Origin of the sequence: Rhodococcus sp. 06-156-4, assembly GCF_002259345.1 — a bacterium.
Classification (GTDB): domain Bacteria; phylum Actinomycetota; class Actinomycetes; order Mycobacteriales; family Mycobacteriaceae; genus Rhodococcoides; species Rhodococcoides fascians_E.
On sequence record NZ_NPGB01000014.1, the window covers coordinates 51,181 to 73,321 of the forward strand.

Sequence of the window (22,141 nt, forward strand, 5' to 3'; positions counted from 1 at the left end):
TTTGGGGTAGAACTGATTCACTGTTAACGCTATGGACGTGCCCCGTCTCTCTGTCGTCCAGTATGCGGACTCGCTCCGCGCCGTAGCTTTGCGCCGCACCCAGAAGGGGTGTGTGAAGCAGACACCGGAAGACGGGGAACATGAAGATCGGTAGATTCGCAGCAACGTCGGCATTGGTCATCGCCGCAATGACGACCGCAATGGGGACGTCCTACGCGGACCCGGCGCCCGCTCCCGCGCCCGTGGGGTGGAACGTCACCGCACAGGGTGACCAGGTGCTCGTCGACACCTCCGCAGGGACACTGAGCAACGAGAACAATCATCTGGTCGTCCGCGACGCAGGCGGAGCCCTCGTCGATTCGGTTCCGCTGTCCATCGCGTTCGAGGGGCTCGCGCACCCTGTTGCCGCGGAGATCGACGGCAACCATGCAGTGCTCACCGCCGACGTGTCGCCCGCGGCCGCGACGCCGGTGTCGACGCAGATTCCCGGCCTGCAGCAGGTCGACCTTCCCGCTGCAGTCGCAGGCGTCAAGGACAACCTGAGCCTGTCGGCATCCGTCGGCGGATTCCTGGGTGCAGCAACGGGACTCGTCGGTGGCTGCCTGCTCGGCGCAGTCGCGGTCGGCGTCGTGTCCGCACCCGCAGCTCTGCTCTTCGGCGCAGGACCACTCGCGGGCTGCATCGGCGGCGCACTGCTGCTCGGTTCCACGGCATCGCTCGCCGGAACGGCCATCGGCGGTCTGTCCGCACTCGCCAGCAATGCGGGACCGTTCATCACCCTGCTGAACGCACCGCCCGTCAAGAAGTAGCTTCTGCGTCTTGCTCCGGCCTGCCGGGCCGGAGCAGGATGTAGCGGTGAATCCTGGGGAGCAGGACGGTGCGCGCCTTCGATACGACGCCGACGACGGAACACGTCGGGACGTCGCGCTGTCGCCGGAGCTCGGCAGGCTGACGCTCGGGCGGTCCGTACAGGCGGACGTGTCCTTCCCCGACGACCACGAGGTCTCGCGCCTGCACGCGACGGTCGAATGGATGGGCGGCCACTGGACCATCGTCGACGACGGGCTCTCCCGCAACGGCACCTTCGTCGGCGGAGACCGGCTGACCGGGCGGCGCCGGCTGCGGCACGGCGACACCATCCGCATCGGCACGTCGCTGCTGACCTTCCACGACTTCTCCGGCGTCGGCGACGAGGCCACGCGCATCGCATCCGACATGCCGAGTACGCGGTCACTCACCGAGACGCAGCGAGCTGTCCTCGTCGCACTGTGCAGGCCGTACAAGCACAACGCGACCTTCGCCAACCCGTCGTCCAATCAGCAGATCGCGTCGGAGATCTTCCTCAGCGTCGACGCCGTCAAGACGCATCTGCGGGTGCTGTTCGCCAAGTTCGGAGTCGAGGACCTTCCGCAGAATCAGAAGCGTGTCAGGCTGGCCGAACGCGCCATGCACAGCGGGGTCATCTCACAACGCGACCTCTAGGACGCGCCTCGCCCCATCGTGACGCGAGGCGGGGTCGGCTTGGGCGACGAGCGTGGCCACCGCGTCGGCGACCTCACCGGCACGTTCCAGGATGACCATGTGCCCGGCCTTCTCCACGGTCACCATCCGCGCCGCGGGAAGGAAGTCGGCGATGACGCGGGAGTGGCGTATCGGCGTCATCAGATCGTCGGAGCCGCACAGGACCAGCGTCGGGACCACGGCGAGAGCCGGCAGGTTCTCCGATTCGTCGAATTCGTGCAGCGATCCGAGGAATCCCGCCATGGTCACCACCGAGGTGTCGTTCAACATCGCCGACGCCAGGGCGACCACCCGCGGGCTGACGCGTCGCGATCCGCAGCCCGCCGCCCGCACGATGGGCGCGCAGATTCCCCTGCTCAGGCGCTTCGACGCGGCCATGACGCTCGGTGCGCGTCGGACAGCGGTGCGGAACATCGACACGACGGGGTGAGCGAGACAGGCGCCGAGTCCTTCCTCGGCGATGCCGTTCGCGGCGGACGCGATCAATCCGACGCCGACGAGGCGGCTGCCCAGCTCGCCGAGGTGCTGGCGAGCGTAGGACATGGCGGTCATCCCGCCCATCGAGTGCCCGATCACGACGTATCGGCCGGTGGGGACCAATGCCCTGACCACGGCCCCGAGGTCGCGTCCGAGCTGCTCGATCGTGTACGTCGACGCGTCGGCGGTCGCCGACGAGCCGTGTCCGCGGTGGTCGTAGAACACCATCCGCACCTCGTCGCCCCAGGCCTGCCGCAGCTGGTCTCGGACGTCGAACCAGGATTCCTTCGCCAGGCAGTGGCCGTGCACGAACACCACGGTGAGCGGCGCATCGCGGCGACCGGTCTCGAACACCGAGAGCGCAGTGCCGTCGTCGGTCACGACGGTGCGTCGTCCGTAGGTTCGCTCGCTCATGCTGATCTCCGTTTCCGGCCGCTGTGTAGGGCTATTCGCCGACGCGTGACTTGCTGTTACGCCCTGATTCATCGTGCGTTTCTTCGCGCGGCAACACAGGAACCCGAAGAGGTGAGCGTCGGGCACCGCAGGGGTGGGCTTACCTCACCCTGGGGTGGGTATCGACCAAGCCGCATCCGCCGCAGGATCGAACTACACACAAGGTGCTTCGGTGAGTCAGGGAGGACTTCGGCGATGACGAACGACATCGTGGACATGCTCGACACGCGGGTTCCGCTTGCAGTCGGCGGCGATCGACGAGCTCTCGAGGACGTCATTGCGCTGGTCAGGCCCAGGCTCGCTCGTTACTGTGCAACACGTTTGGGCAATCTGGACGTGGCGGCAGACGACGTGGTGCAGGATGTGTGTCTGGCGTTGGTGACGGCTATTCCCAAGTACCGAGACATGGGTAAGCCGTTCATGGCCTTCGTCTACGGCATCGCTGCGCACAAGTTGGCCGATGCCGGTCGCAAAGCCACTCTCCGGCGGTCGTATTCGCTGGAATCGGTGGTGGACGAGCCGTCCACCGACGACACACCGGAAGAGCATGCCATCGAGGGCGAATTCCGAAGCGAAGCAATGGCGTTGATGGCAACCCTGCCTCCTCGCCACCGCAAGATCATCCTGATGCGGGTGGTGTGGGGCATGACCGCACCGCAAACCGGTCGAGCGCTCGGGATGAGCGCCGGTGCAGTACGTGTCGCCCAGCATCGAGCGATGAACCAACTGCGAGCGGAAATGGCGAACTTCGTACTGCTCAGTGCGTGAAGGTCCGCACTGTGGTTGCCTACTGGGCATGACCCAGGGGGACGAAGTACGGAAGCGTCGACCGACATCGGCGCAATACGTGGTTGCAGGCAGCGTCGTCGCCTTCGCGGTGGCGGTGTTTCTGCGGTACGTGCTGACGGAGGCGGGGGCCGCGCAGACCGCTGCGTTCTACGTCGGCATTCCTGCGGTGGTGGCGGTGATCGTAGTGCTGTCCGCTCCGAGTCGAAGCGCCGTCGGTATCACGATGAAAGTCATCACCGTCCTGCTTCTGATGTCGATGATGCTGCTGGGCGAGGGCTTCATCTGTGTCATCTTCGCGGCCCCGATCTTCTACCTGATCGGCGGACTCGTCGCCATCGTCGTGGAGAAGATCACCAAGTCGGGACCGGGAGACGACAGGATGCATGCGGTGGCCGTCCCGGCGCTCGTCCTCGTCGCCGTCGCGGCATCGGAAGGCATCGTGCCCGCGACGACGCTCGACGGTGCGACCACCGTGTCCGCATCCAGGACGCTGAACGCCGACGTGGACGACGTCGTCGCGGCGTGGGAACGACCACTGGACTTCGGTGGAACACCCCTCCCCGGAGTTCTGTCCTGGGGTTTTCCGGAGCCGCTCGCCGACAGCGGTGGATCGCTCGAGGTGGGCGCACGTCGAACCGTCACGTTCGCCGGAGCGCACCATCGGCCCCTGCTGGTGTCCGAACACCACTGGGGAGAGCACACGACCGAGTTGACCTTCGAGGTCGTCTCGCGCACAAGCGATTCCGCGCGCCTTGCGGTCGTCGGCGACACCACGCCCATCTCGTCGTGGCTGACGTGGAACGTCGCGGACATCTCCTGGAGCGCAGTGGATTCGACACACACTGCGGTGGATCTCGAGCTGTCGTACACCCGTGAGCTGGCGCCCGCGTGGTACTTCGGTCCCCTCGAGGACCACGTCACCGAACGCGCCGCGGGATGGCTGTTGGACAGCCTGGACCGATGAACATCGACACCGGTCTCTCGGTGGCGGTGCTGCGTTCCTGCGCGGTACTGGTGCCGGTGCTGCTGGTCGGTGCGTTCTGGGTGGCCTCGTCCGCGCGGGTTCGAGGCGCCGCGTTTCTTGCGATGCTCTGGAATTTCCTGGCTTTACTGCTGGTGAATGTCGTTGCTGTGCAGAACGGTTGGTGGAGCTTCGGCACCACGGGAACCATGTGGTCGTCGGTGCCCGTCGACGTCGTGCTCGGATGGTCCGCGCTGTGGGGTGCACTACCGATACTGCTGGCCCGGTGGGTGAACGTGTCGGTCACCGTGTGCGTCCTGATCGCGGCGGACGTGCTCGCCATGGGTAGCCTGCGGCCGCTGGTGACGCTCGAACGCGCGTGGTGGTGGGGAGAACTGCTGGCCGTGGCTGCCGCACTGCTGCCCGGAGTGCTGCTCGGCACGCTGACGTCGAACCAGCGGGCGCTCAGGACCCGCGCGAGCATGCAGGTCGTGCTGTTCGGCGCGGTCCTCGTGTTCGGCCTCCCCACCGTCTCCTTCGAGCTCGCGAACGTCCTCCTGGCGTCCGATTCCGGATGGTCGACGGTCGGGAACCGGCTCGCGGCCGGCGGCGGTGGCGTCGTGGATTCCCTGTTGCTCCAACTTGCCCTCGTCGTCGTCGTGATCGCCCTGCGGGCTGTCGCCGATTTCGCGGTGATCGGCGGCGGCACACCGTTCCCGTGGGATCCACCGATTCGGTTGGTCACCACCGGGCCGTACGCATACGTCGCCAATCCCATGCAGGCGTCCGCCGTGATGCTCCTGCTGATTCTCGCGGGTCTGTTCCGCGAGCCGTTTCTCGCCGGCGCGGCGTTGCTCGCGGGCGCATTCGGTGCCGGGCTCGCGACATGGCACGAGAAAGCAGACCTGGTGACGAGGTTCGGGCCTGGCTGGGACGACTACCGCCAGTCGACGAGGGACTGGATTCCCCGGTGGACACCCGCTCGGATTCCGTCGGCGACGCTCTACGCGTCGGTCACGTGCGACCCGTGCTCGACCGTCGGACCGTGGTTCGCTCGTCGACGCCCGGTGTCGCTCGAGACCGCGGCCGCCGAGGACCATCCCGAGAGCTTGACTCGTGTGCGTTACGAAGGAGCGGTGACGCTGACCGGGACCAGAGCGATCGCGGCAGCGCTCGAACACGTCTCGTTGGGATGGGCCGTGCTGGGCTGGATCCTGCGTGCGCCGATCCTCGGGTGGTTCCTGCAGATACTCGTCGACGCAGCCGGGGGAGCCCCACGCACCGTCAGAGTGCCCGATTAGTCAGGTTTGCGGCTCTGCGTAACAGCATCTGTACTTCGCGTGACGTGGGCGACACGTAGCGCTTCTACCTTCCTTGCATGACCGCTGTGCAGCCTGCGCCGACAGATTCGGCACTGAAGGAAACGCTGGAGGACTACACGCTGCGCTTCGCGCCGCGTAGCTACCGCAAGTGGGGCACAGGCGTCGTCGCCACGTCCGCACTGGGCGGCATCGCGTACCTCGCCGACTTCGCGATCGGCGCCAACATCGGCATCTCCTACGGCACCGGAAACGCGCTGTGGGGAATTCTCGTCTTCGCCGTCGTCATCTTCCTCACCGGTCTACCGCTGGCCTACTACGCCGCCCGGTACAACATCGACCTCGACCTCATCACGCGCGGAAGCGGATTCGGGTACTACGGATCCGTCGTCACCAACGTCATCTTCGCGACGTTCACCTTCATCTTCTTCGCCCTCGAAGGTTCCATCATGGCGCAGGGCCTCGAGCTCGGGCTCGGCGTCCCGCTGCCGATCGGGTATGCGGTATCGACTCTGATGGTCATTCCGCTCGTCATCTACGGCATGAAAGCGCTGGCCAAGCTGCAGGTGTGGACGACGCCGCTGTGGCTCGTCCTGATGGTCTTTCCGTTCATCTACCTCGTTGCTGCACATCCCGATTCGGTCGGAACGTTCTTCGCCTACGGCGGCGCCGACGGTGCCGAGGGCAAGGGCGTCAACTTCGGCTCGGTCATGCTGGCGGCCGGTGTCTGTCTGTCGCTGATCGCGCAGATCGCCGAGCAGATCGACTACCTGCGGTTCATGCCGCCCAAGACTCCGGAAAACCAGCGCCGCTGGTGGACTGCAGTACTGCTCGCCGGGCCCGGCTGGGTCATCTTCGGTGCACTCAAGCAGGTCGTCGGACTCTTCCTGGCGGTGTACCTGATCGCCAACGTCGCCGACGGAGCCACCATCGCCAACGAACCCGTGCACCAGTTCCTCGAGATCTACGAGAACATGATGCCGGGCTGGCTTGCCATGACTCTCGCGGTCATCCTCGTCGTCATCAGTCAGATCAAGATCAACGTGACCAACGCGTACTCGGGCTCGCTCGCGTGGACCAATGCGTACACACGCGTCACCAAGACCTACCCCGGACGCATGGTGTTCGTGCTGTTCAACCTCGCCATCGCGTTGATCCTGATGGAAGCCGACATGTTCAGCTTCCTCAACGACATCCTCGGCTTCTACGCCAACTGCGGCATCGCCTGGATCGCGGTGGTGGCGTCGGACATCGTCTTCAACAAGTACATCCTGAAGTTGTCGCCCAAGGTCCCGGAGTTCCGTCGCGGCATGCTCTACAACGTCAACCCCGTCGGCTTCGTCTCCATGCTGCTCGCTGCCGGCCTGTCGATTCTGACGTTCTTCGGTGGCCTCGGTGGCGCATTGGAGCCGTATTCGCCGATCGTCGCACTGATCATCGCCATCGTCATGCCGCCTGTGCTGGCTGTCGCGACGAAGGGGAAGTACTACCTTCGCCGTACCGACGACGGAATCGATCTGCCGATGTTCGACGAGCACGGAAACCCTTCGGACGCAACGCTTCTGTGCCACGTGTCCGGCATGGAATTCGAGCGACCGGACATGATCGCCTCCAACGTTCCCGGTCCCGACGGCGAGAAGCAGTACATCAGCTCGCTCTCGCTCAGTACCGACAAGACGGGTGAACACATTCTGCCGGAACAGAAGTGAGGGTCTACCGGCCGGAGAACCTCGGATCGCGACGGCTCAGCATGGCGTCGACTGCTTCGGCGTGGTCGGCCGTGGTGTGGGCGACGGCCTGATACGCGGCGGACAGCTCCAACAAGGATTCGAGGCTCTGGTGCTGACCTTCGCGCAGTAACTTCTTGGTCATGCGCAGTACCTGAGGGGGATTGGCGGCGACACGGTCTGCCAGCGCGTGGGCGGCGCCGAGCAGGTCACCGGGCCCGACGACCTGCGACACCAATCCCCACTCGAGTGCAGTTGCCGCGTCGATCGCCTCACCGGTGAACGCCATCTCGCTGGCGCGCGCCATACCGATCGCTCGGGGAAGAAGCCAGGCCCCGCCGTCGCCGGGGATGATGCCCACTTTGACGAAGCTCTCGGCGAACGTGGCCGTCGTCGACGCGATGCGGAGATCGCACATCAACGCCAGATCGCAACCGGCACCGATCGCGGCACCGTTGACCGCGGCAATCGTCGGAATTTCGCAGTGATACAACGCTTTCGGGATCCGCTGAATGCCGTGTCGGTACCCCTGCCTCAGCTCGGCGGGGCTACCGCCGAACATTCCTTCCTTGTCGCGCATGTGCTTGACGTTTCCGCCGGAGGAAAACGCGGAACCTGCCCCGGTGAGAATCGCGACCCGAACGCTCGGATCGCGATTCACGTCGGAGACGGCGTCTTCGATCGCCTCCACCGTCTCGATGTCGGAGATCGGATTGCGCGACTCGGGATTGTTCAGCGTCCATACGACGGCATCGCCGCGGCGCTCGATCAGCAGGAGTTCGGTCATGCCTACAGTGCAACACGCTCGGGTTCGGTCTCCGACGAGGCGCGCACCGTGCTGCGGCTCGCAACGGTGAGCTTGCGGTGTCCGACGGCCATGAGTACCGCCCCGGCCGCCACCCACGCGGCGAGAACCAGCCAGGGCTGAGTCGTCGACGCGCCAGGGAAGTACGACAGGTCGCGGAGCAGGGTGGCACCTGCTCCCGGCGGGAAGAACTGCCCGACGGCTCCCCAGGGCTCGGGGAGGAACTGCCACGGCTGCATGGCGCCGGAGATCTGGTTTCCGATGAACATCATCAGGACCGCCACGACGCCGATTCCTGCGGGTCCGATCAGCGAGGTCAGGCCGACGATCAGCGCGCTCACCGCCAACACCGACAGCGCTACGGCGGCGATGTTCGGAACGAACGCGCCCTGCAGGATTCCGAACCACCCCTGCGTGATCGCGACGACGACGATACCGGCGCCGACGCCGTACAGCGCGGTCGCCAGAAGCCGTCGCCCTGTGCCCTTGACGAGCATGGAGATGATGACGCCGCCGACGATTCCGCCGATGACAAGGGGGAAGGCCATCGCGGAGAGCCCGGCACCTCGGGCGTCGGTCACCGCAAGGGGCACGATGTCGGTTGCCGTCGTGTTCAGGGCAGCGGCCACGCCGTCGAACATCTGAGTGACGACGGTGCCGTTGGCGGATGCGGTGAGGACCTCGGGCGAGGGTCCGGGAACGACGGCGCCGTAGACCTCGCGTGTGGTGATCAGATCGAGGGCCGCAGCGCGGTCGGGCACGGTGGTGACGTCGAACGACGATGCCAACTGGCTGGTCAAGGCCGGATTGTCGCCGACGACCGCGACAGGAACATCGTGGGCCGTCGACGTGACCGAGGGCCACAGAAAGGCAAGTACGACGACGGCGAGCGCGGCAGCGCCTGCGAGTGCGACGACCACTGCACGTGGCCACGGGGTGGACTTCATGACGACTCCTCATTTAAAACGAATAACCGTTCTTTATCTTGGGTGGGCGGGTCTCGGTTGTCAAGAACGAAGATTCGTTTTTAATATGGACGCGTGCCCAAGGTAAGCGAAGACCACCGTGAGGAACGCCGCAGGCAGATCATCGACGCGGCGATGACGTGCTTCGCGAGGTCAGGTTTCGAGAAGACGTCGATGGCGGACATCATCGCCGAGTCGGCGTTGTCCGCGGGCGCGATCTACAGCTACTTCAAGAACAAGCAGGATCTGGTTCTGCACGTCACGCGGGATGTGCTGAAGAGTCGGACCGAGGATCTCGACGGACTGGAGAAACAGCACCCTCTGCCGCCGCCTGCTGTCGTGGTGCGACTGTTCCTGGACGGCATGACCCGCGACGTCGGCAATCCCAGCATTCTGCTGCAGATCTGGGCCGCGGCAGCCAGGGAGACCGACGCGGACTCCACCGTGGTGCCGGTCGTGACGGAGTTGCGCGATCTGTACGAGCGATACTTGCGAGTGTGGTTCACCCGCAACGGCTTCGATGATCCAGACACCCGGGCGCAGTCGATGGCGCCGTTGGTGGTCGGCCTCTGTCAGGGATTCATCCTGCAGTCGGCACTGCTACCCGACTTCGATTCCGAGGGCTATCTGAAGGCCCTGGATCACCTCTCGCTGTGAGTGGAAATGTAGCGTTCCCTGGTCGCTCCGCAGGCTCCGCTCCTGACCCAGGGCCTACATTTCCACTCACGTGCGGCGGAGCCGCCTAGACGGTTCTGGTCAACCGATCGGCCAGCAGACGAGAGAACTTCGCCGGATCCTTCAACTCGGTGCCTTCGGCGAGAAGAGCCGTCGCATAGAGCAGTTCGGCGGTCTCGGCAAGGGAGGCGTCGTCGCTGCGCTCCTCGCGTGCCTTCTTGAGCCCCGTCACCAGATCGTGCGTCGGGTTGAGTTCGAGGATGCGCTTGGAGGTCGGAACGAACTGTCCCGACGCCTTGTACATCTTCTCGAGCTGCGGGGAGAAGCTGAACTCGTCACCGACGACGCAGGCGGGCGAGGTGGTCAGGCGGGTCGAGAGGCGAACCTCCTTGACGTCCTCGGACAAGGTCTCGGTGAGCCACTTCAGCAGCTCCTCGAACTCCTTGTCCTGCTCCTCGCGCTTGGCTTCGGCGTCCTTCTTCTCCTCTTCGGTGTCGAGGTCGACCTCGCCCTTGGAGATGGACTGGAAGGATTTGCCGTCGAACTCGGGGACGTTGCCGACCCAGACCTCGTCGACGGAGTCGGTCAGCAGCAGCACCTCGATGCCGCGCGCCTTGAACGCCTCCATGTGCGGCGAGCTTTCGATCTGCTGACGGGATTCGCCCGTCATGTAGTAGATCTGCTCCTGTCCGCCCTTCATCCGGTCGACGTACTCGGCGAGGGTGGTCAGACCCTCCTCGGAGTTGGTGGACGCGAACGACGACACCGACAGCAGCGTCTCGCGGTTGTCGGCGTCGGAGATCAGGCCTTCCTTGAGCGCGCGGCCGAACTGAGACCAGAACGTCTGGTACTTCTCGGCGTTCTCGCTCTGCAGCTCCTTGACGGTGGAGAGGACCTTGCGCGTCAGGCGACGACGGATCGCACGGATCTGACGGTCCTGCTGCAGGATTTCACGAGAGACGTTGAGCGAGAGGTCCTGTGCGTCGACGACACCTTTGACGAAGCGCAGGTACTCCGGTAGCAGCTCCTCCGAGTCGTCCATGATGAACACGCGCTTGACGTACAGGTGCACGCCCGACTTGCCTTCGCGCATGAACAGATCGAACGGTGCCTGCGACGGAATGAACAGCAGCGCTTGGTATTCGAACGTGCCTTCGGCCTTGAACGGGATGACCTCGAGCGGCTCGTCCCAGGCATGGGAGACGTGCTTGTAGAACTCCTTGTACTCCTCGTCGGACACTTCGTCCTTCGGCCGAGTCCACAGAGCCTTCTGCGAGTTGATCGTCTGCGTCTCGATTTCGACGGTGTCCTCGGCGCCCTCTTCGGTTGCCTTGACCGTCTTCTCGACGTCGATGCGGATGGGCCACGCGATGAAGTCCGAGTACTTCTTGACGAGCTGCTTGATCTTCGATTCCGACGCGTAGTCGTAGAGGTGATCCTCTTCGTCGGTCGGCTTGAGGTGCAACGTGATCGAGCTGCCCTGCGGTGCGCCGTCGACGTCGGAGATCTCGTAGGTGCCCTCGCCGGTCGACTCCCAGCGGGTGGCGCTGGTTTCGCCGGCCTTGCGGGTCAGCAGCGAGACCTTCTCCGCAACCATGAACGTCGAGTAGAAGCCGATGCCGAACTGGCCGATCAGCTCCTCCGACGCCGCGGCGTCCTTCGCTTCCTTGAGCTTCTTGCGCACCTCGGCCGTGCCGGACTTGGCGAGCGTGCCGATGAGGTCGATGACCTCGTCACGCGTCATGCCGATGCCGTTGTCACGGATCGTGAGCGTCCGTGCTTCCTTGTCGATGTCCAACTCGATGTGGAGATCGGAGACGTCGACGTCGAGGTCCTTGTTGCGGTAGGACTCGAGCCGCAACTTGTCGAGGGCGTCGGATGCGTTGGAGATCAGCTCCCTGAGGAAGCTGTCCTTGTTGGAGTAGATGGAGTGAACCATCAGGTCCAAGAGCTGGCGCGTCTCGGCCTGAAATTCCCGCTGTTCGGTGGTCATGAGTGTGTGCGATCTCCTTCTAGAGCAAAACCGTCGCGAGCATTCTACTTACGAGCCGCATCGCCCAGCTGCGGGACTATCTCGTTCAATGCCCAATCCAGACTGAGCGGCGACGGGAACGCGATCGATTGTGCCTGCGTGGGCGAGAGCGGCACGAACGCACCCCGTCCAACGGCGGGGAGAGACTGCACGGCGGGCTGGGCGGCGAGCTCGTCGACGGAACCTGGCAGGCCGGTCGCGATGATGACGTCCGCGTCCGTCTCCGACAGGTAGTCGTAGCTGATCTGCGCGCGGCCCGGGATGGTGCTGACGGGTTGGGCGGTGGCGAACTCCGTCGGGGTCATGCCGAGCTGTCCCAGCAAGCTGGCACCCGCGTCGTCCGGTGAGTTGACGATGTAGACCGCGCCCTCGCTCGGTCCGACGAAGAACGTGAAGGTCTTGCCGTTCAGTTCGGGGAACTGCGCGGCCGCGTCGGCGATGCGGGACTCGGTGTCGGCGATCACCTGCTCGCCCGTCTCGGGAACCCCCAGCGCCGACGCCACCGTCGCGGTCGCGCTCTGCCACGTCTCCGACGACGGGGTGTCGGCGAAGTGGACGACCGGCGCGATCTCTTTCAGCTGGTCGTACGCGCGCGCGAGGGTGAAGGACTTGGTGGCGACGATCAGATCGGGTTGCAGGGCCGCGATCTCCTCGATGGGGATCGTGGCTCCGCTCGCTTCCCACACGGGAGGGGTCTGCGGCACCGCGTTCTCGAACCACGGTTGATAGCCGGAGTCCGTCTGGGCCTGTGCCACGGAAATCGGCGTTACGCCCAGGGAGAACACGATGTCCGCGTCGGTCCACGTCAAGGCAACGACGCGTTCGGGCTTGTCCGGCACGTCGGCGGTGCCGAGGGCGCCGGCTACCGAGACCGGAAAAGCGCTGTTCGACGCCGTTTCCTGGGTCGGTTCGCCGTCGTCGGCCGAGGAGCATGCGACGAGGGTCAGAGCTGCGGTGGCGGTGACCAGCGTCATGGCCAGTGTGCGTCCGAAAGGCATGAGGTGAGGCTAGCCAACGACCGCCTGTCCTGTTCGCCCGGTTCGGCTCACCTATCCTCGCGGGGGTGACCAAACAGCGGATCGTGCCGATCGCCCTCGGCATCGCAGGTGCAGCATGGGTGGCCCGAGCGGCGTGGGGACTACCGGCTCAGATCGGTGCGACAGCAGGCAAGATCGCGCCGTACGCGGCAGGGTCGGCACGCTACCGCGACCGCCGATTCCACAACACCGAACCCAGCTCGAGCTTCTCCGGCGGCGGCGACGAGTCGATTCTGGTGTCCTTCCTCCGGCGCCGCGCGCTGGGCAAGCCGCAGCAACCGATTCCCCTCGCACCCCAGGTCGCTCCCGTCGACGCCGGTGAAACAGCCGTCACCTGGTACGGCCACTCGTCCGTGCTGATCGAACTCGACGGCAAGCGCATCCTCGCCGACCCGGTGTGGAGCCACCGAGTGTCGCCCTCGCGCACCGTGGGGCCGTCGCGGCTGCATCCGACGCCGGTTGCCCTCGACGCGCTTCCCTCCGTCGACGCGATCGTCATCTCCCACGACCACTACGACCACCTCGACAAGGCGACCATCGTGCGCCTCGCGAGCCTGCAGACGGCGACGTTCGTCGTCCCGCTGGGGATCGGTGCCCACCTGCGCCACTGGCGGATACCCGAGGACCGAATCGTCGAGTTGGACTGGGACGAACAGACCGAGGTCGCCGGCATCACCATCACCTGCACCGAAGCCAGGCACTTCTCGGGTCGAGGGCTCAAGCGTGATCTGACGCAGTGGGCGTCCTGGGCGTTCGCTGGACCGAAGCACCGGGTCTTCTTCGGCGGTGACACCGGCTACACGGTCAAGTTCGCGGAGATCGGCGCCAAGTACGGCCCGTTCGATCTGACGTTGCTGCCGGTCGGTGCCTACGACCCACGCTGGGCGGACATACACATGAACCCGGAGGAAGCCGTGCGGGCACACGGAGATCTGGGCGGCAACGTGCTCGTCCCCGTGCACTGGGCGACGTTCAATCTGGCGTTCCACCCGTGGTCCGAACCCATCGTTCGGCTGAAGGCCGCAGCCGACAGCGTCGGCGTTCCCACGGTCGTGCCGATGCCGGGTCAGCGGATCGATGCATCCAGGGGAACACAGGACGATCGGTGGTGGGCGAGGCTCGGCTGACGACCACTACTCTGTGTCCATGTCGATCGAGACGGACGCGCAGTGGGAACGTGGACTCACCGAAGCGGAAGTAGCGCAACTTCGAGCCGACGGAAAATCCAACGACGTTCCGGCCCGGGCGAGTCGTTCGGTCAAGGACATCGTCCGCGGCAACGTGTTCACGCGGATCAATGCCATTCTGGGTGTCCTGCTGATCATCGTGCTCTCGACGGGATCGATCGTCGACGGCATGTTCGGGTTGCTGATCATCGCCAACAGCGGTATCGGCATCATCCAGGAGATCCGGGCCAAGAAGACTCTGGACGAACTGGCGATCGTCGGCCAGAGCAAACCGGTCGTTCGACGGGACGGCGTCGCGCGCGAGGTCGCCCCCGACGAGGTGGTTCTCGGTGACGTCATCGAGTTGGGCCCGGGTGATCAGATCGTCGTCGACGGCAGCGTGGTCGAAGCGTCGTCGCTGGAGGTCGACGAGTCGCTGCTGACCGGTGAAGCGGACGCGGTGCACAAGGAGATCGACGCGCCCATCCTGTCCGGCAGTTTCGTCGTGGCCGGTAGTGGTGCCTACCGCGCGACGAAGGTCGGCCGCGATGCGTACGCCGCCAAGCTCGCCGAGGAGGCGAGCAAGTTCACCCTGGTGCACTCCGAGCTGCGGAGCGGCATCGACAAGATTCTGAAGTTCATCACCTACCTGATGATCCCGGCAGGCGCGCTCATCATCTACAACCAGCTGTTCTCGTCGGGGCAGTCGCTGGGCCCTGCGCTGAACGGCATGGTCGCAGCTCTCGTTCCGATGGTGCCCGAAGGTCTGGTGCTGATGACGTCGATCGCGTTCGCCGTCGGTGTCGTTCGGCTCGGGCAACGCAAGTGCCTCGTCCAGGAGCTTCCTGCAATCGAGGGGCTTGCGCGAGTCGACGTGGTCTGTGCGGACAAGACGGGCACGTTGACCGAGAACGGTATGCGGCTCGCGGAGCTTCGCGTCGTGGAGGAAGGGGACACGGCCGTGCTGCCCCGCGTCCTCGCCGCGCTCGCACACGACGATCCACGCCCGAACGCCAGTGTTCTGGCGATCGCCGAAGCGTTCCCGGAGGATCCGGGGTGGACCGAAACCGCGGTCGCGCCGTTCTCGTCGGCGAAGAAGTGGAGCGGCCTGTCCTACGGAGACGACGGCAACTGGCTTCTCGGAGCGCCCGACGTGCTGCTGGACCCGACCAGCGACATCGCCCGCCAGGCAGAGGAAGTCGGCTCGTCGGGACTGCGTGTTCTGCTGCTCGCCAGCAGTGATCTCCCGGTCGACGACGACGCGGCCCCCGGTGTGGTCACTCCGCGGGCGCTGGTGATCCTGGAACAGAAGGTGCGGTCCGACGCCCGCGAGACACTCGAGTACTTCGCGAGCCAATCCGTTGCCGTGAAGGTCATCTCCGGGGACAACGCCGTGTCGGTGGGGGCCGTCGCGGGATCTCTCGGCCTCGCCGGCAGCCCCATCGACGCACGCAACCTACCCGAGCGCACCGAGGACCTCGCCGACACCGTCGAGAATTCCACCACGTTCGGACGAGTGCGCCCCGATCAGAAGCGTCGGATGGTCGGCGCCCTGCAGTCCCGGGGACACACCGTGGCGATGACCGGCGACGGCGTCAACGACGTGCTCGCACTCAAGGACGCCGACATCGGTGTCGCCATGGGCTCGGGCAGTGCCGCGACACGCGCAGTCGCGCAGATCGTGTTGCTGGACAACAAGTTCGCGACGCTGCCGTACGTCGTGGGTGAAGGCCGACGCGTCATCGGCAACATCGAACGCGTCTCGAACCTGTTCCTCACCAAGACCGTGTACTCGGTGTTGCTGGCGTTCCTCATCGGCCTGTCCGGGGTGCTGTCGCAGATCTTCCACTTCGAGCCGATTCCGTATCCGTTCCTGCCGCGTCACGTCACCATCGCCGCGTGGTTCACGATCGGCATCCCTGCATTCATCCTGTCGCTCGCCCCCAACAACGAGCGTGCGCGGTCCGGGTTCGTCCCGCGCGTGATGCGCCTCGCGGTGCCGTCGGGCCTGATCGTCGGCGTCGCGACGTTCGTGTCCTACCTGCTCGCCTACCAAGGACCGCAGGCGACCGAGGAACAGGTGACCCAGGCCAGCACGACGGCACTGATCACGTTGATCATGATCGCCGTATGGGTGCTCGCCGTCGTCGCTCGGCCGTACGTGTGGTGGAAGATCGTGCTGCTCGCCGGTTCGGTGCTGGGCTACCTGGCGCTGTTCACCATCCCGTTCTGCCGCACGTTCTTCAAGCTCGACCCGTCGAACATCGCGCTGACGACTTCGGCGTTCGTGATCGGCGCCGTCGGAATCGTGCTCGTGGAGGTGTCCTGGCGCATCAGCGCGGCCCTGCAACGAAACGGTTCCGCGAAGTAAGCTTCATCCCGCCAGCACAATCACAGCGAATGGAGTGATCTCATGGGTTTCGCAGACAACCTCAAGGGCATCGTCGACAAGGGCAAAGAGCTCGCCGCCGAGAACTCCGACAAGATCGAGGACGTCGTCGACAAGGCAGGCGATTTCATCGACGACAAGACCGGTGGCAAGTACGCCGACAAGGTCGACAAAGTGCAGGAAGCGGCGAAGAAGGCCATCCCGGACAAGCCGTGAACGGATGATCGTGTGCGAGTCGGCTGCGCGAGGCCGCGCAGCTGACGGCATGATCTAGCTGTGGACGGACCAGTACTACTACTCGTCGTGATCGCGGCCGTCGCGGTGGCGGGTTTCGCCAAACGCTTCGACCTTCAGGTGCCGCTGGTGCTCGTCGCGGTCGGATCGGCGGCGTCGTTCGTTCCAGGAGTTCCTCAGCTGACCCTGTCACCCGAGCTGATCCTCGGCGTGGTGCTGCCTCCGCTGTTGTACTCGGCCGCCCTCGACTTCTCGTTCGTCAGCTTCCGCAAGAACCTGGGACACATTCTCCGGCTCGGCATCGTCATGGTCATCGTGACCGCGGTGGCCGTGGGGTACTTCGCCAACTGGCTGGTCCCCGAACTCACTCTCGGCGCCGCACTGGTCCTGGGCGCTGTGGTGGCGCCGCCCGACGCCGTGGCCGCGATCGCCGTCGGCCGCAAACTCGGACTGCCCTCCCGCATGATGGCGATCCTTACCGGGGAAAGCCTGGTCAACGATGCGGCCGCCTTGACTCTGTTCACCCTCGCCGTCGCGTCGGTGACGGGCAAGAAGATCGAGATCGACTCGCCCGTACTGTTCTTCGCGTACGAGATCGCGGGCGGAGTGATCGTCGGCTACGTACTGGCCCGCATCGTCCGCTTCGTTCGTTCGCGCATCCGCGATTCCTCGCTGGAAACCGTTCTGGGACTCGTGCTTCCGTTCACCGCGTATCTGGCTGCCGAGGAGATCCACGCGTCGGGAGTGCTGGCCGTCGTGACCGCGGGATTCGTGCTCGGCAGGGTCACCGCCGACGTCGCGGTCCCGACGCGGATCCAGGAACGCCAGGTCTGGCCGTTGATGGACCTGCTGCTCGAAGCATTCGTGTTCGCCTACATGGGGTTGCAACTCAAATCGGTCATCGAGGAAGTGCAGCGGGACGGACTGCCGGTGCACCACATCTTCGCCTACGCCCTGCTCGTTCTGCTCGTCGTCATTCTCGTCCGGCCGGCCTGGATCTTCGTCAACACCTCCAGACGATCCGTGGTGCGCAAACTCCTGCGCAGAAAGGCGTCGGAGACGTCCGACGTACTCGGACTGACGTGGCGACAGAACCTCGTCCTGTCCTGGGCGGGGATGCGCGGCGTGGTGACGCTGGCCGCGGCGTCGGGTGTGCCGCTCGCCACCGTGGCGGGAGATCCGTTCCCGGGCCGCGCCGTCATTCAAGCGGTCGCATTCGTCGTTGCGGTGGGGACGTTGGTGATCCAGGGGCTGACGTTGCCGATGCTGATCCGGAGACTCGACGTCGCCGACGCCGACGAGCAGCGTCGAACCGACGAACAGGCGGCTCTCGCACGGTCCATCTCGAGGTCGGCGGCCGAGCAGTACCTCTCCGAGGCCGCGGTGAACGGGATCGACGGAGCCAGCCGAGAATCCGTCGAGCACGTCCTGGAGCGGGTGCGGCGATCGGTTCGCGCGCGACTCGACGCCGACGAAACCGAAGACCACGAAGAGCGGATCGCCGCAGCAAGCGCACTGTTCGACACGTTGCGGCGCAACGTCCTCGTCGCGCAGCGCGCAGCACTGGTGCACGCCCGTGATGCGGGTGAACTGGACGACGAGGTCCTGCGGACCGTGCTCGACGGTCTCGACGTGGAAGAAGCTGCGGCCGAAGCGCGACTGGAACGGAGAAACCGATAGTGCGGCGGTGGCTGGTCGGTGCCCTGGCTCTGACTCTTCTCGCCGGGTGCGGCGGGCCCGAGGCGCAGCCTGCGCTCGATTCGTCCGTACCCGCTGTCGCACCGGCACCCGTCGGCGACGAACGTGGTGCGATCGTCTCGCAGACGGACATGGGTCATCTCGACCTAGCTGTGCGGTTCCTCGGTGCGTCCGCCACCCGCGTGGTGTACGCGTCCACGTCGGGTGACGGCACGTCGCGGACCGAAGTGTCCGGGGTGATCTTCGCCCCGAAAGGTGCACCGCCGCAGGGTGGTTGGCCCATCGTGTCCGTGGGTCACGGCACGACCGGAGTCACCGACGAGTGCGCTCCGTCGCTGTACCCGAACCTGTTGGGCACCATCGGCACGGTCGCCCCGTTCCTCGAACGAGGCATGGTCGTCGCGGTCACGGACTACGAGGGCATCGGCACTCCCGGTATTCATCCCTACCTGGACCCGAATGCCGCGGCGTACAACGTCATCGACGCAGTCCGCGCGGCCGCGAACGTCGTACCCGGCACCGGTGCCCGGTGGGGAGCGATCGGTAATTCCCAAGGTGGACAGGCCGTGTGGGCGGCAGCGGAGCATGCGGACTACGCCGACGGGTTGGAGCTCGTCGGCAGCGCCGCGCTGTCTCCCGTCCTCGATCTCGCGCCCATGTTCGACGCGGGGCACGTGAACACCCTCCCGCAGATTCTGCTGACACCGTTTCTCGTCGACGGCCTGCAGTACCGGCATCCGGAGGTGACCGGAACGGAGTTCGTCCGGGGCGCACTCGAGGCCGACAGGCGCGCGCTGACCGCGTGCACGGACCTCCTCGGTGTGCAGAAGGCGGAAGCCGCTGTGCGTCTGACGCCGTCGGACGCGATGCCGGCCACCGAGGCGTCACGTCTGAAGATGGTGGAGTGGTTGACGTCCGTCGCACTGCCGCGGACGCGGACGGATGTGCCGTTGCTGGCTGTCGTCGGGCAACAGGATCAATTGATCGACCCGAAATGGACACGCGACGCCGTAGCGCGGGCATGCTCGATGGGAGACGTCGTGTCCCTCCGGGAAGAGCCCGGCCAGGGGCATTCGGACCAGGCGGCCGTCGCCGACGGGGTGGCGTGGTTGGCCGACAGATTTGCCGGCGTACCACCGCCCGACACCTGTGCAGGAGGATGACATGGATCCGAACCCACTGACGATGGTGCGGGCGCTGTGCCTGGCGCTTCCCGAGGCCACCGAGCGCATCAGCCACGGCGAACCGTCCTGGTTCGTCAGAAAGTCTCCACAGTTCGCGATGTTCTCCGATCATCACCACGACGACCGCGTCGGATTCGTCGCCGCCGCCCCGGCCGGGGCGCAGCAAGCCTGGGTTGCGAAGGACAGCACCCGCTTCTACGTACCCCCGTACTTCGGCGGGCGAGGGTGGATCGGCGTCTACCTCGACGTGCCGCAGGACTGGGAGGACATCGCGGACATCGTGGAGGATGCGTACCGGACGGTGGCGCCCAAGACGCTGCTGACCCAACTCGATGCCGAGCGCCAACCCGAATGACCTCGGCTCTGATGTGGTTCGCGGTCATCGTGGCCTGCGCGATCGTTGCCGTCGCCGTGATCAGTCTGCGGGGACGGCGGGATCTGACGACGCCCGAGGAGCGCGCGGTCCACGCGACGCTGCACACCGCATCGTTGGCAGCCCGCCCGCTGCGCCGCGGCCTGGACACCCAGTCCGCGGCTGAGGCCGCGCCTCATCTGCGCGCGCTCACCGGTGGTGACGCACTCGGCGTCGCCGACGCCGACGCGCACCTGCTGGCGTGGAACGGTCCCTTCGAGGAGGTGGTCGGGCAGTTCCTCGAGGCGGCCGCGCGGGCAGTCGGCGGCCAGCGCCGAATTCTGATCACCGCGCCTGCGGGTGCCACGTGGCGCACCGTGGTGGTCCAACCGTTGCTCGTCGAGGACGTCGGTGTCGTCGGGGTCCTCGGTGTCGTCACCACGTCGACGCCCGGACCGGGCATGCTCGGAGCCGTCGGCGAGGTCGCCCGCTACGCCTGCGGGCAGATCGAGTTGGCCGAACTCGACGCCTCGCGTGCACGCCTCGACCGCGCCGAAGTCCGAGCACTGCGCGCTCAGATCAGCCCGCACTTCATCTACAACGCTCTCGGCACGGTCGCCTCGTTCGTCCGTACCGATCCCGACAGAGCACGAGAGCTGGTGCTGGAGTTCGCGGATTTCACCCGCTACTCGTTCCGTAACTCCGGCGAGTTCACCGTCCTGTCCGACGAACTACGCAACATCGATCGGTACCTGACGCTCGAGCGGGCACGCTTCGGCGACACTCTGCAGGTCACGTTGCAGGTCGCGCCCGAGGTACTGAACGTCGCACTGCCGTTTCTCGCGCTGCAGCCCCTGGTCGAGAACGCGGTGCGGCACGGGATCGCGGGTCGCGCCGGTGGCGGCACCATCACCATCGTCGCGGCCGACGAGGGAACCGACTGCCTTATCAGCGTCGAGGACGACGGCGTCGGAATGGATCCGGAACTGCTGCGATCGGGAACGCTGGACTCCGACGAGGCCGCGCACGTGGGTCTGTCCAATGTGGACGATCGACTGCGCGCGGCGTTCGGCAACGACTACGGTCTCGTCGTGGACACGGGCATGGGTGCCGGAACGAAGGTCAGCATGCGGGTTCCCAAGTTCAAAGCGGGGATTCGGGCATGACCGCCGTGGTCGGCAGCGCTGGATGTCTGGGATGATGCGGTGATGACCGGTCTTGTTGTGCTCGCAGTCGACGACGAGAAGCCGGCGCTCGACGAGTTGGCTTTTCTGCTGAACGCGCAGGATTCGGTGGCCGAGGTCTTCGTCGCGTCGGACGCCACGACGGCACTGCGACGACTGCAACATCCGGTCGACGCGTCCTACCCGGCGATCGACGCAGTGTTCCTCGACATCAACATGCCCGGTCTCGACGGGTTGGAGCTCGCCGGGATCCTCTCGAACTTCGTGCGTCCACCGGCGGTCGTGTTCGTCACCGCCCACGACGACCGAGCACTGGCCGCATTCGACCTCGGCGCCGTCGACTACCTGCTCAAACCCTTGCGCGAGGACCGTCTGGCGGAATCTCTGCGCCGAATCACCGCCGCGGGCCGACGACCGGAGGGTCAGGAACCGGCTACAGGGGACGAGATCATCCCGGTCGAGCTCGGCGGCACGACGACGCTCGTGCAACGTGCGAGCGTGGGGTGGGTGGAAGCGGACGGCGATTACGCCCGGCTGCACACCTCCACAGGCTCTCACCTCGTGCGGATCCCTATCTCCACCCTCGAAAGTCGTTGGGCAGAAGTCGGTTTCCTCCGAGTGCACCGGTCCTACCTGGTGTCCCTGTCGTTGGTGACGGGCATCAAGAGCGTCGGATCGGGGCTCGTGGTGTGCCTCCGACGCCACGGAGACCTCGCGGCCGTCGAACTCCCGGTGAGCAGGCGTCACACCCGGGCACTCAAGGATCGTCTCGTCCGCGGCCCGCTGCAATCCTGGTCGAATCGGTGACGGAGCCCGGTCGGAACCCGCGTGAACGCGTGGTCCTTGCCCGCAGGCGCGGCGCCCGGATCGTCAGAACGCGGGTGGAAGTGCAGGAACACACCGAGGTCGGCGACGCCATGGTGCGCGGCCTCGTTCGCGCTCAACTGCTGCTGTCGATCCGCCTCGCCGTGGTGACGCTCGCCGTACTGTTCTCGATTCCGTTGCTGGGCCTGCTCGTTCCCGCGTTCTCCGACGCCGTGGTGTTCGGAGTTCGGTTGCCGTGGGTCGTGCTCGGGGTCGCGGTCTACCCGTTGCTGCTGGGTGTCGGCTGGATCCACGTCCGCCGCTCCGAGCGCATCGAGCAGCAATTCCTCGACCTGGTGGACGACTGAT

The 22,141-nt window shown here is 65.7% G+C and carries 21 protein-coding genes; 16 read left to right on the forward strand and 5 right to left on the reverse strand.

Annotation, left to right across the window (positions count from 1 at the left end):
• Positions 1-140: 140 nt before the first annotated feature.
• Together CH290_RS08320 and CH290_RS08325 are read left to right on the forward strand one after the other, a co-directional pair.
• On the forward strand, positions 141-809 hold the full coding sequence (locus tag CH290_RS08320; protein WP_019664409.1) for a DUF8020 domain-containing protein: 669 nt from the start codon (positions 141-143) through the stop codon (positions 807-809).
• Positions 810-855: 46 nt separating this feature from the next.
• Positions 856-1,482 (forward strand): FHA domain-containing protein, encoded by a 627-nt coding sequence (locus CH290_RS08325; RefSeq protein ID WP_019664410.1) that lies wholly within the window; start codon positions 856-858, stop codon positions 1,480-1,482.
• Here CH290_RS08325 and CH290_RS08330 read toward each other — a convergent pair.
• Positions 1,465-2,412 (reverse strand): alpha/beta fold hydrolase, encoded by a 948-nt coding sequence (locus tag CH290_RS08330; protein ID WP_033190716.1) that lies wholly within the window; start codon positions 2,410-2,412, stop codon positions 1,465-1,467. The genes CH290_RS08325 and CH290_RS08330 overlap by 18 nt on opposite strands.
• 234 nt (positions 2,413-2,646) lie before the next feature.
• Between CH290_RS08330 and shbA the strand changes: the two genes are divergently transcribed.
• The 4 genes from shbA (at position 2,647) to CH290_RS08350 (ending at position 7,229) form a co-directional block, all read left to right on the forward strand.
• A complete protein-coding gene (gene shbA / locus CH290_RS08335) occupies positions 2,647-3,219 on the forward strand; it encodes an RNA polymerase sigma factor ShbA (RefSeq protein WP_019664412.1) in 573 nt (190 codons plus the stop codon).
• Positions 3,220-3,247: 28 nt separating this feature from the next.
• Entirely contained in the window at positions 3,248-4,204 is a 957-nt protein-coding gene (locus CH290_RS08340) for a hypothetical protein (RefSeq protein WP_230621136.1), read from the forward strand.
• Positions 4,201-5,502, forward strand: coding sequence for a methyltransferase family protein (locus CH290_RS08345; RefSeq protein ID WP_033190717.1), 1,302 nt, complete (start codon positions 4,201-4,203; stop codon positions 5,500-5,502). The genes CH290_RS08340 and CH290_RS08345 overlap by 4 nt, the downstream gene beginning before the upstream one ends.
• Before the next feature lie 77 nt (positions 5,503-5,579).
• Complete coding sequence (locus CH290_RS08350) at positions 5,580-7,229, forward strand: purine-cytosine permease family protein (protein ID WP_033190718.1); 1,650 nt, start codon at positions 5,580-5,582, stop codon at positions 7,227-7,229.
• A 4-nt stretch (positions 7,230-7,233) separates the two neighbouring features.
• Here CH290_RS08350 and CH290_RS08355 read toward each other — a convergent pair whose 3' ends face one another.
• Complete coding sequence (locus CH290_RS08355; RefSeq protein ID WP_033190719.1) at positions 7,234-8,034, reverse strand: crotonase/enoyl-CoA hydratase family protein; 801 nt, start codon at positions 8,032-8,034, stop codon at positions 7,234-7,236.
• Between the two features lie 2 nt (positions 8,035-8,036).
• On the reverse strand, positions 8,037-8,999 hold the full coding sequence (locus CH290_RS08360; RefSeq protein ID WP_033190720.1) for an ABC transporter permease: 963 nt from the start codon (positions 8,997-8,999) through the stop codon (positions 8,037-8,039).
• A 93-nt stretch (positions 9,000-9,092) separates the two neighbouring features.
• On the opposite strand from CH290_RS08360, the gene CH290_RS08365 reads away from it, so the two are divergent.
• Positions 9,093-9,674 (forward strand): TetR/AcrR family transcriptional regulator, encoded by a 582-nt coding sequence (locus CH290_RS08365; protein ID WP_033190721.1) that lies wholly within the window; start codon positions 9,093-9,095, stop codon positions 9,672-9,674.
• Positions 9,675-9,759: 85 nt separating this feature from the next.
• Here CH290_RS08365 and htpG read toward each other — a convergent pair whose 3' ends face one another.
• Together htpG and CH290_RS08375 are read right to left on the reverse strand one after the other, a co-directional pair.
• Complete coding sequence (gene htpG, locus CH290_RS08370; protein ID WP_019664419.1) at positions 9,760-11,685, reverse strand: molecular chaperone HtpG; 1,926 nt, start codon at positions 11,683-11,685, stop codon at positions 9,760-9,762.
• A 44-nt stretch (positions 11,686-11,729) separates the two neighbouring features.
• The gene (locus CH290_RS08375; RefSeq protein WP_019664420.1) at positions 11,730-12,722 is read right to left on the reverse strand and encodes an ABC transporter substrate-binding protein; all 993 of its coding nucleotides are present in this window, start codon (positions 12,720-12,722) and stop codon (positions 11,730-11,732) included.
• 65 nt (positions 12,723-12,787) lie between these two features.
• Between CH290_RS08375 and CH290_RS08380 the strand changes: the two genes are divergently transcribed.
• The 9 genes from CH290_RS08380 to CH290_RS08420 are packed head-to-tail and all read left to right on the forward strand — an operon-like array spanning position 12,788 to position 22,140.
• Complete coding sequence (locus CH290_RS08380; protein ID WP_019664421.1) at positions 12,788-13,888, forward strand: MBL fold metallo-hydrolase; 1,101 nt, start codon at positions 12,788-12,790, stop codon at positions 13,886-13,888.
• Between the two features lie 19 nt (positions 13,889-13,907).
• A complete protein-coding gene (locus CH290_RS08385; protein WP_026347669.1) occupies positions 13,908-16,298 on the forward strand; it encodes an HAD-IC family P-type ATPase in 2,391 nt (796 codons plus the stop codon).
• 42 nt (positions 16,299-16,340) lie between these two features.
• Entirely contained in the window at positions 16,341-16,532 is a 192-nt protein-coding gene (locus CH290_RS08390; RefSeq protein ID WP_019664423.1) for an antitoxin, read from the forward strand.
• Positions 16,533-16,592: 60 nt separating this feature from the next.
• Complete coding sequence (locus tag CH290_RS08395; protein WP_033190722.1) at positions 16,593-18,230, forward strand: Na+/H+ antiporter; 1,638 nt, start codon at positions 16,593-16,595, stop codon at positions 18,228-18,230.
• Positions 18,230-19,411 (forward strand): lipase family protein, encoded by a 1,182-nt coding sequence (locus CH290_RS08400; RefSeq protein ID WP_033190723.1) that lies wholly within the window; start codon positions 18,230-18,232, stop codon positions 19,409-19,411. The genes CH290_RS08395 and CH290_RS08400 overlap by 1 nt, the downstream gene beginning before the upstream one ends.
• 1 nt (position 19,412) lies before the next feature.
• Positions 19,413-19,787, forward strand: a complete 375-nt coding sequence (locus CH290_RS08405; RefSeq protein ID WP_026347670.1) for an MmcQ/YjbR family DNA-binding protein — start codon at positions 19,413-19,415, stop codon at positions 19,785-19,787.
• 11 nt (positions 19,788-19,798) lie between these two features.
• Positions 19,799-20,950 (forward strand): sensor histidine kinase, encoded by a 1,152-nt coding sequence (locus CH290_RS08410; protein ID WP_371828072.1) that lies wholly within the window; start codon positions 19,799-19,801, stop codon positions 20,948-20,950.
• A 42-nt stretch (positions 20,951-20,992) separates the two neighbouring features.
• Positions 20,993-21,775, forward strand: coding sequence for a LytR/AlgR family response regulator transcription factor (locus CH290_RS08415; RefSeq protein WP_019664428.1), 783 nt, complete (start codon positions 20,993-20,995; stop codon positions 21,773-21,775).
• Entirely contained in the window at positions 21,772-22,140 is a 369-nt protein-coding gene (locus tag CH290_RS08420; protein ID WP_019664429.1) for a DUF485 domain-containing protein, read from the forward strand. Before CH290_RS08415 ends, CH290_RS08420 begins: the two co-directional genes overlap by 4 nt.
• Position 22,141: the final 1 nt, after the last annotated feature.

Excerpts from the sequence above, each read along its gene's own strand:
- CH290_RS08320 (WP_019664409.1), top strand. The coding sequence starts at position 141 with ATGAAGATCGGTAGATTCGCAGCAACGTCGGCATTGGTCATCGCCGCA.
- CH290_RS08330 (WP_033190716.1), bottom strand. The coding sequence starts at position 2,412 with ATGAGCGAGCGAACCTACGGACGACGCACCGTCGTGACCGACGACGGC.
- shbA (WP_019664412.1), top strand. The coding sequence starts at position 2,647 with ATGACGAACGACATCGTGGACATGCTCGACACGCGGGTTCCGCTTGCA.
- CH290_RS08340 (WP_230621136.1), top strand. The coding sequence starts at position 3,248 with ATGACCCAGGGGGACGAAGTACGGAAGCGTCGACCGACATCGGCGCAA.
- CH290_RS08345 (WP_033190717.1), top strand. The coding sequence starts at position 4,201 with ATGAACATCGACACCGGTCTCTCGGTGGCGGTGCTGCGTTCCTGCGCG.
- CH290_RS08350 (WP_033190718.1), top strand. The coding sequence starts at position 5,580 with ATGACCGCTGTGCAGCCTGCGCCGACAGATTCGGCACTGAAGGAAACG.
- CH290_RS08355 (WP_033190719.1), bottom strand. The coding sequence starts at position 8,034 with ATGACCGAACTCCTGCTGATCGAGCGCCGCGGCGATGCCGTCGTATGG.
- CH290_RS08360 (WP_033190720.1), bottom strand. The coding sequence starts at position 8,999 with ATGAAGTCCACCCCGTGGCCACGTGCAGTGGTCGTCGCACTCGCAGGC.
- htpG (WP_019664419.1), bottom strand. The coding sequence starts at position 11,685 with ATGACCACCGAACAGCGGGAATTTCAGGCCGAGACGCGCCAGCTCTTG.
- CH290_RS08375 (WP_019664420.1), bottom strand. The coding sequence starts at position 12,722 with ATGCCTTTCGGACGCACACTGGCCATGACGCTGGTCACCGCCACCGCA.
- CH290_RS08385 (WP_026347669.1), top strand. The coding sequence starts at position 13,908 with ATGTCGATCGAGACGGACGCGCAGTGGGAACGTGGACTCACCGAAGCG.
- CH290_RS08390 (WP_019664423.1), top strand. The coding sequence starts at position 16,341 with ATGGGTTTCGCAGACAACCTCAAGGGCATCGTCGACAAGGGCAAAGAG.
- CH290_RS08405 (WP_026347670.1), top strand. The coding sequence starts at position 19,413 with ATGGATCCGAACCCACTGACGATGGTGCGGGCGCTGTGCCTGGCGCTT.
- CH290_RS08410 (WP_371828072.1), top strand. The coding sequence starts at position 19,799 with ATGTGGTTCGCGGTCATCGTGGCCTGCGCGATCGTTGCCGTCGCCGTG.
- CH290_RS08415 (WP_019664428.1), top strand. The coding sequence starts at position 20,993 with ATGACCGGTCTTGTTGTGCTCGCAGTCGACGACGAGAAGCCGGCGCTC.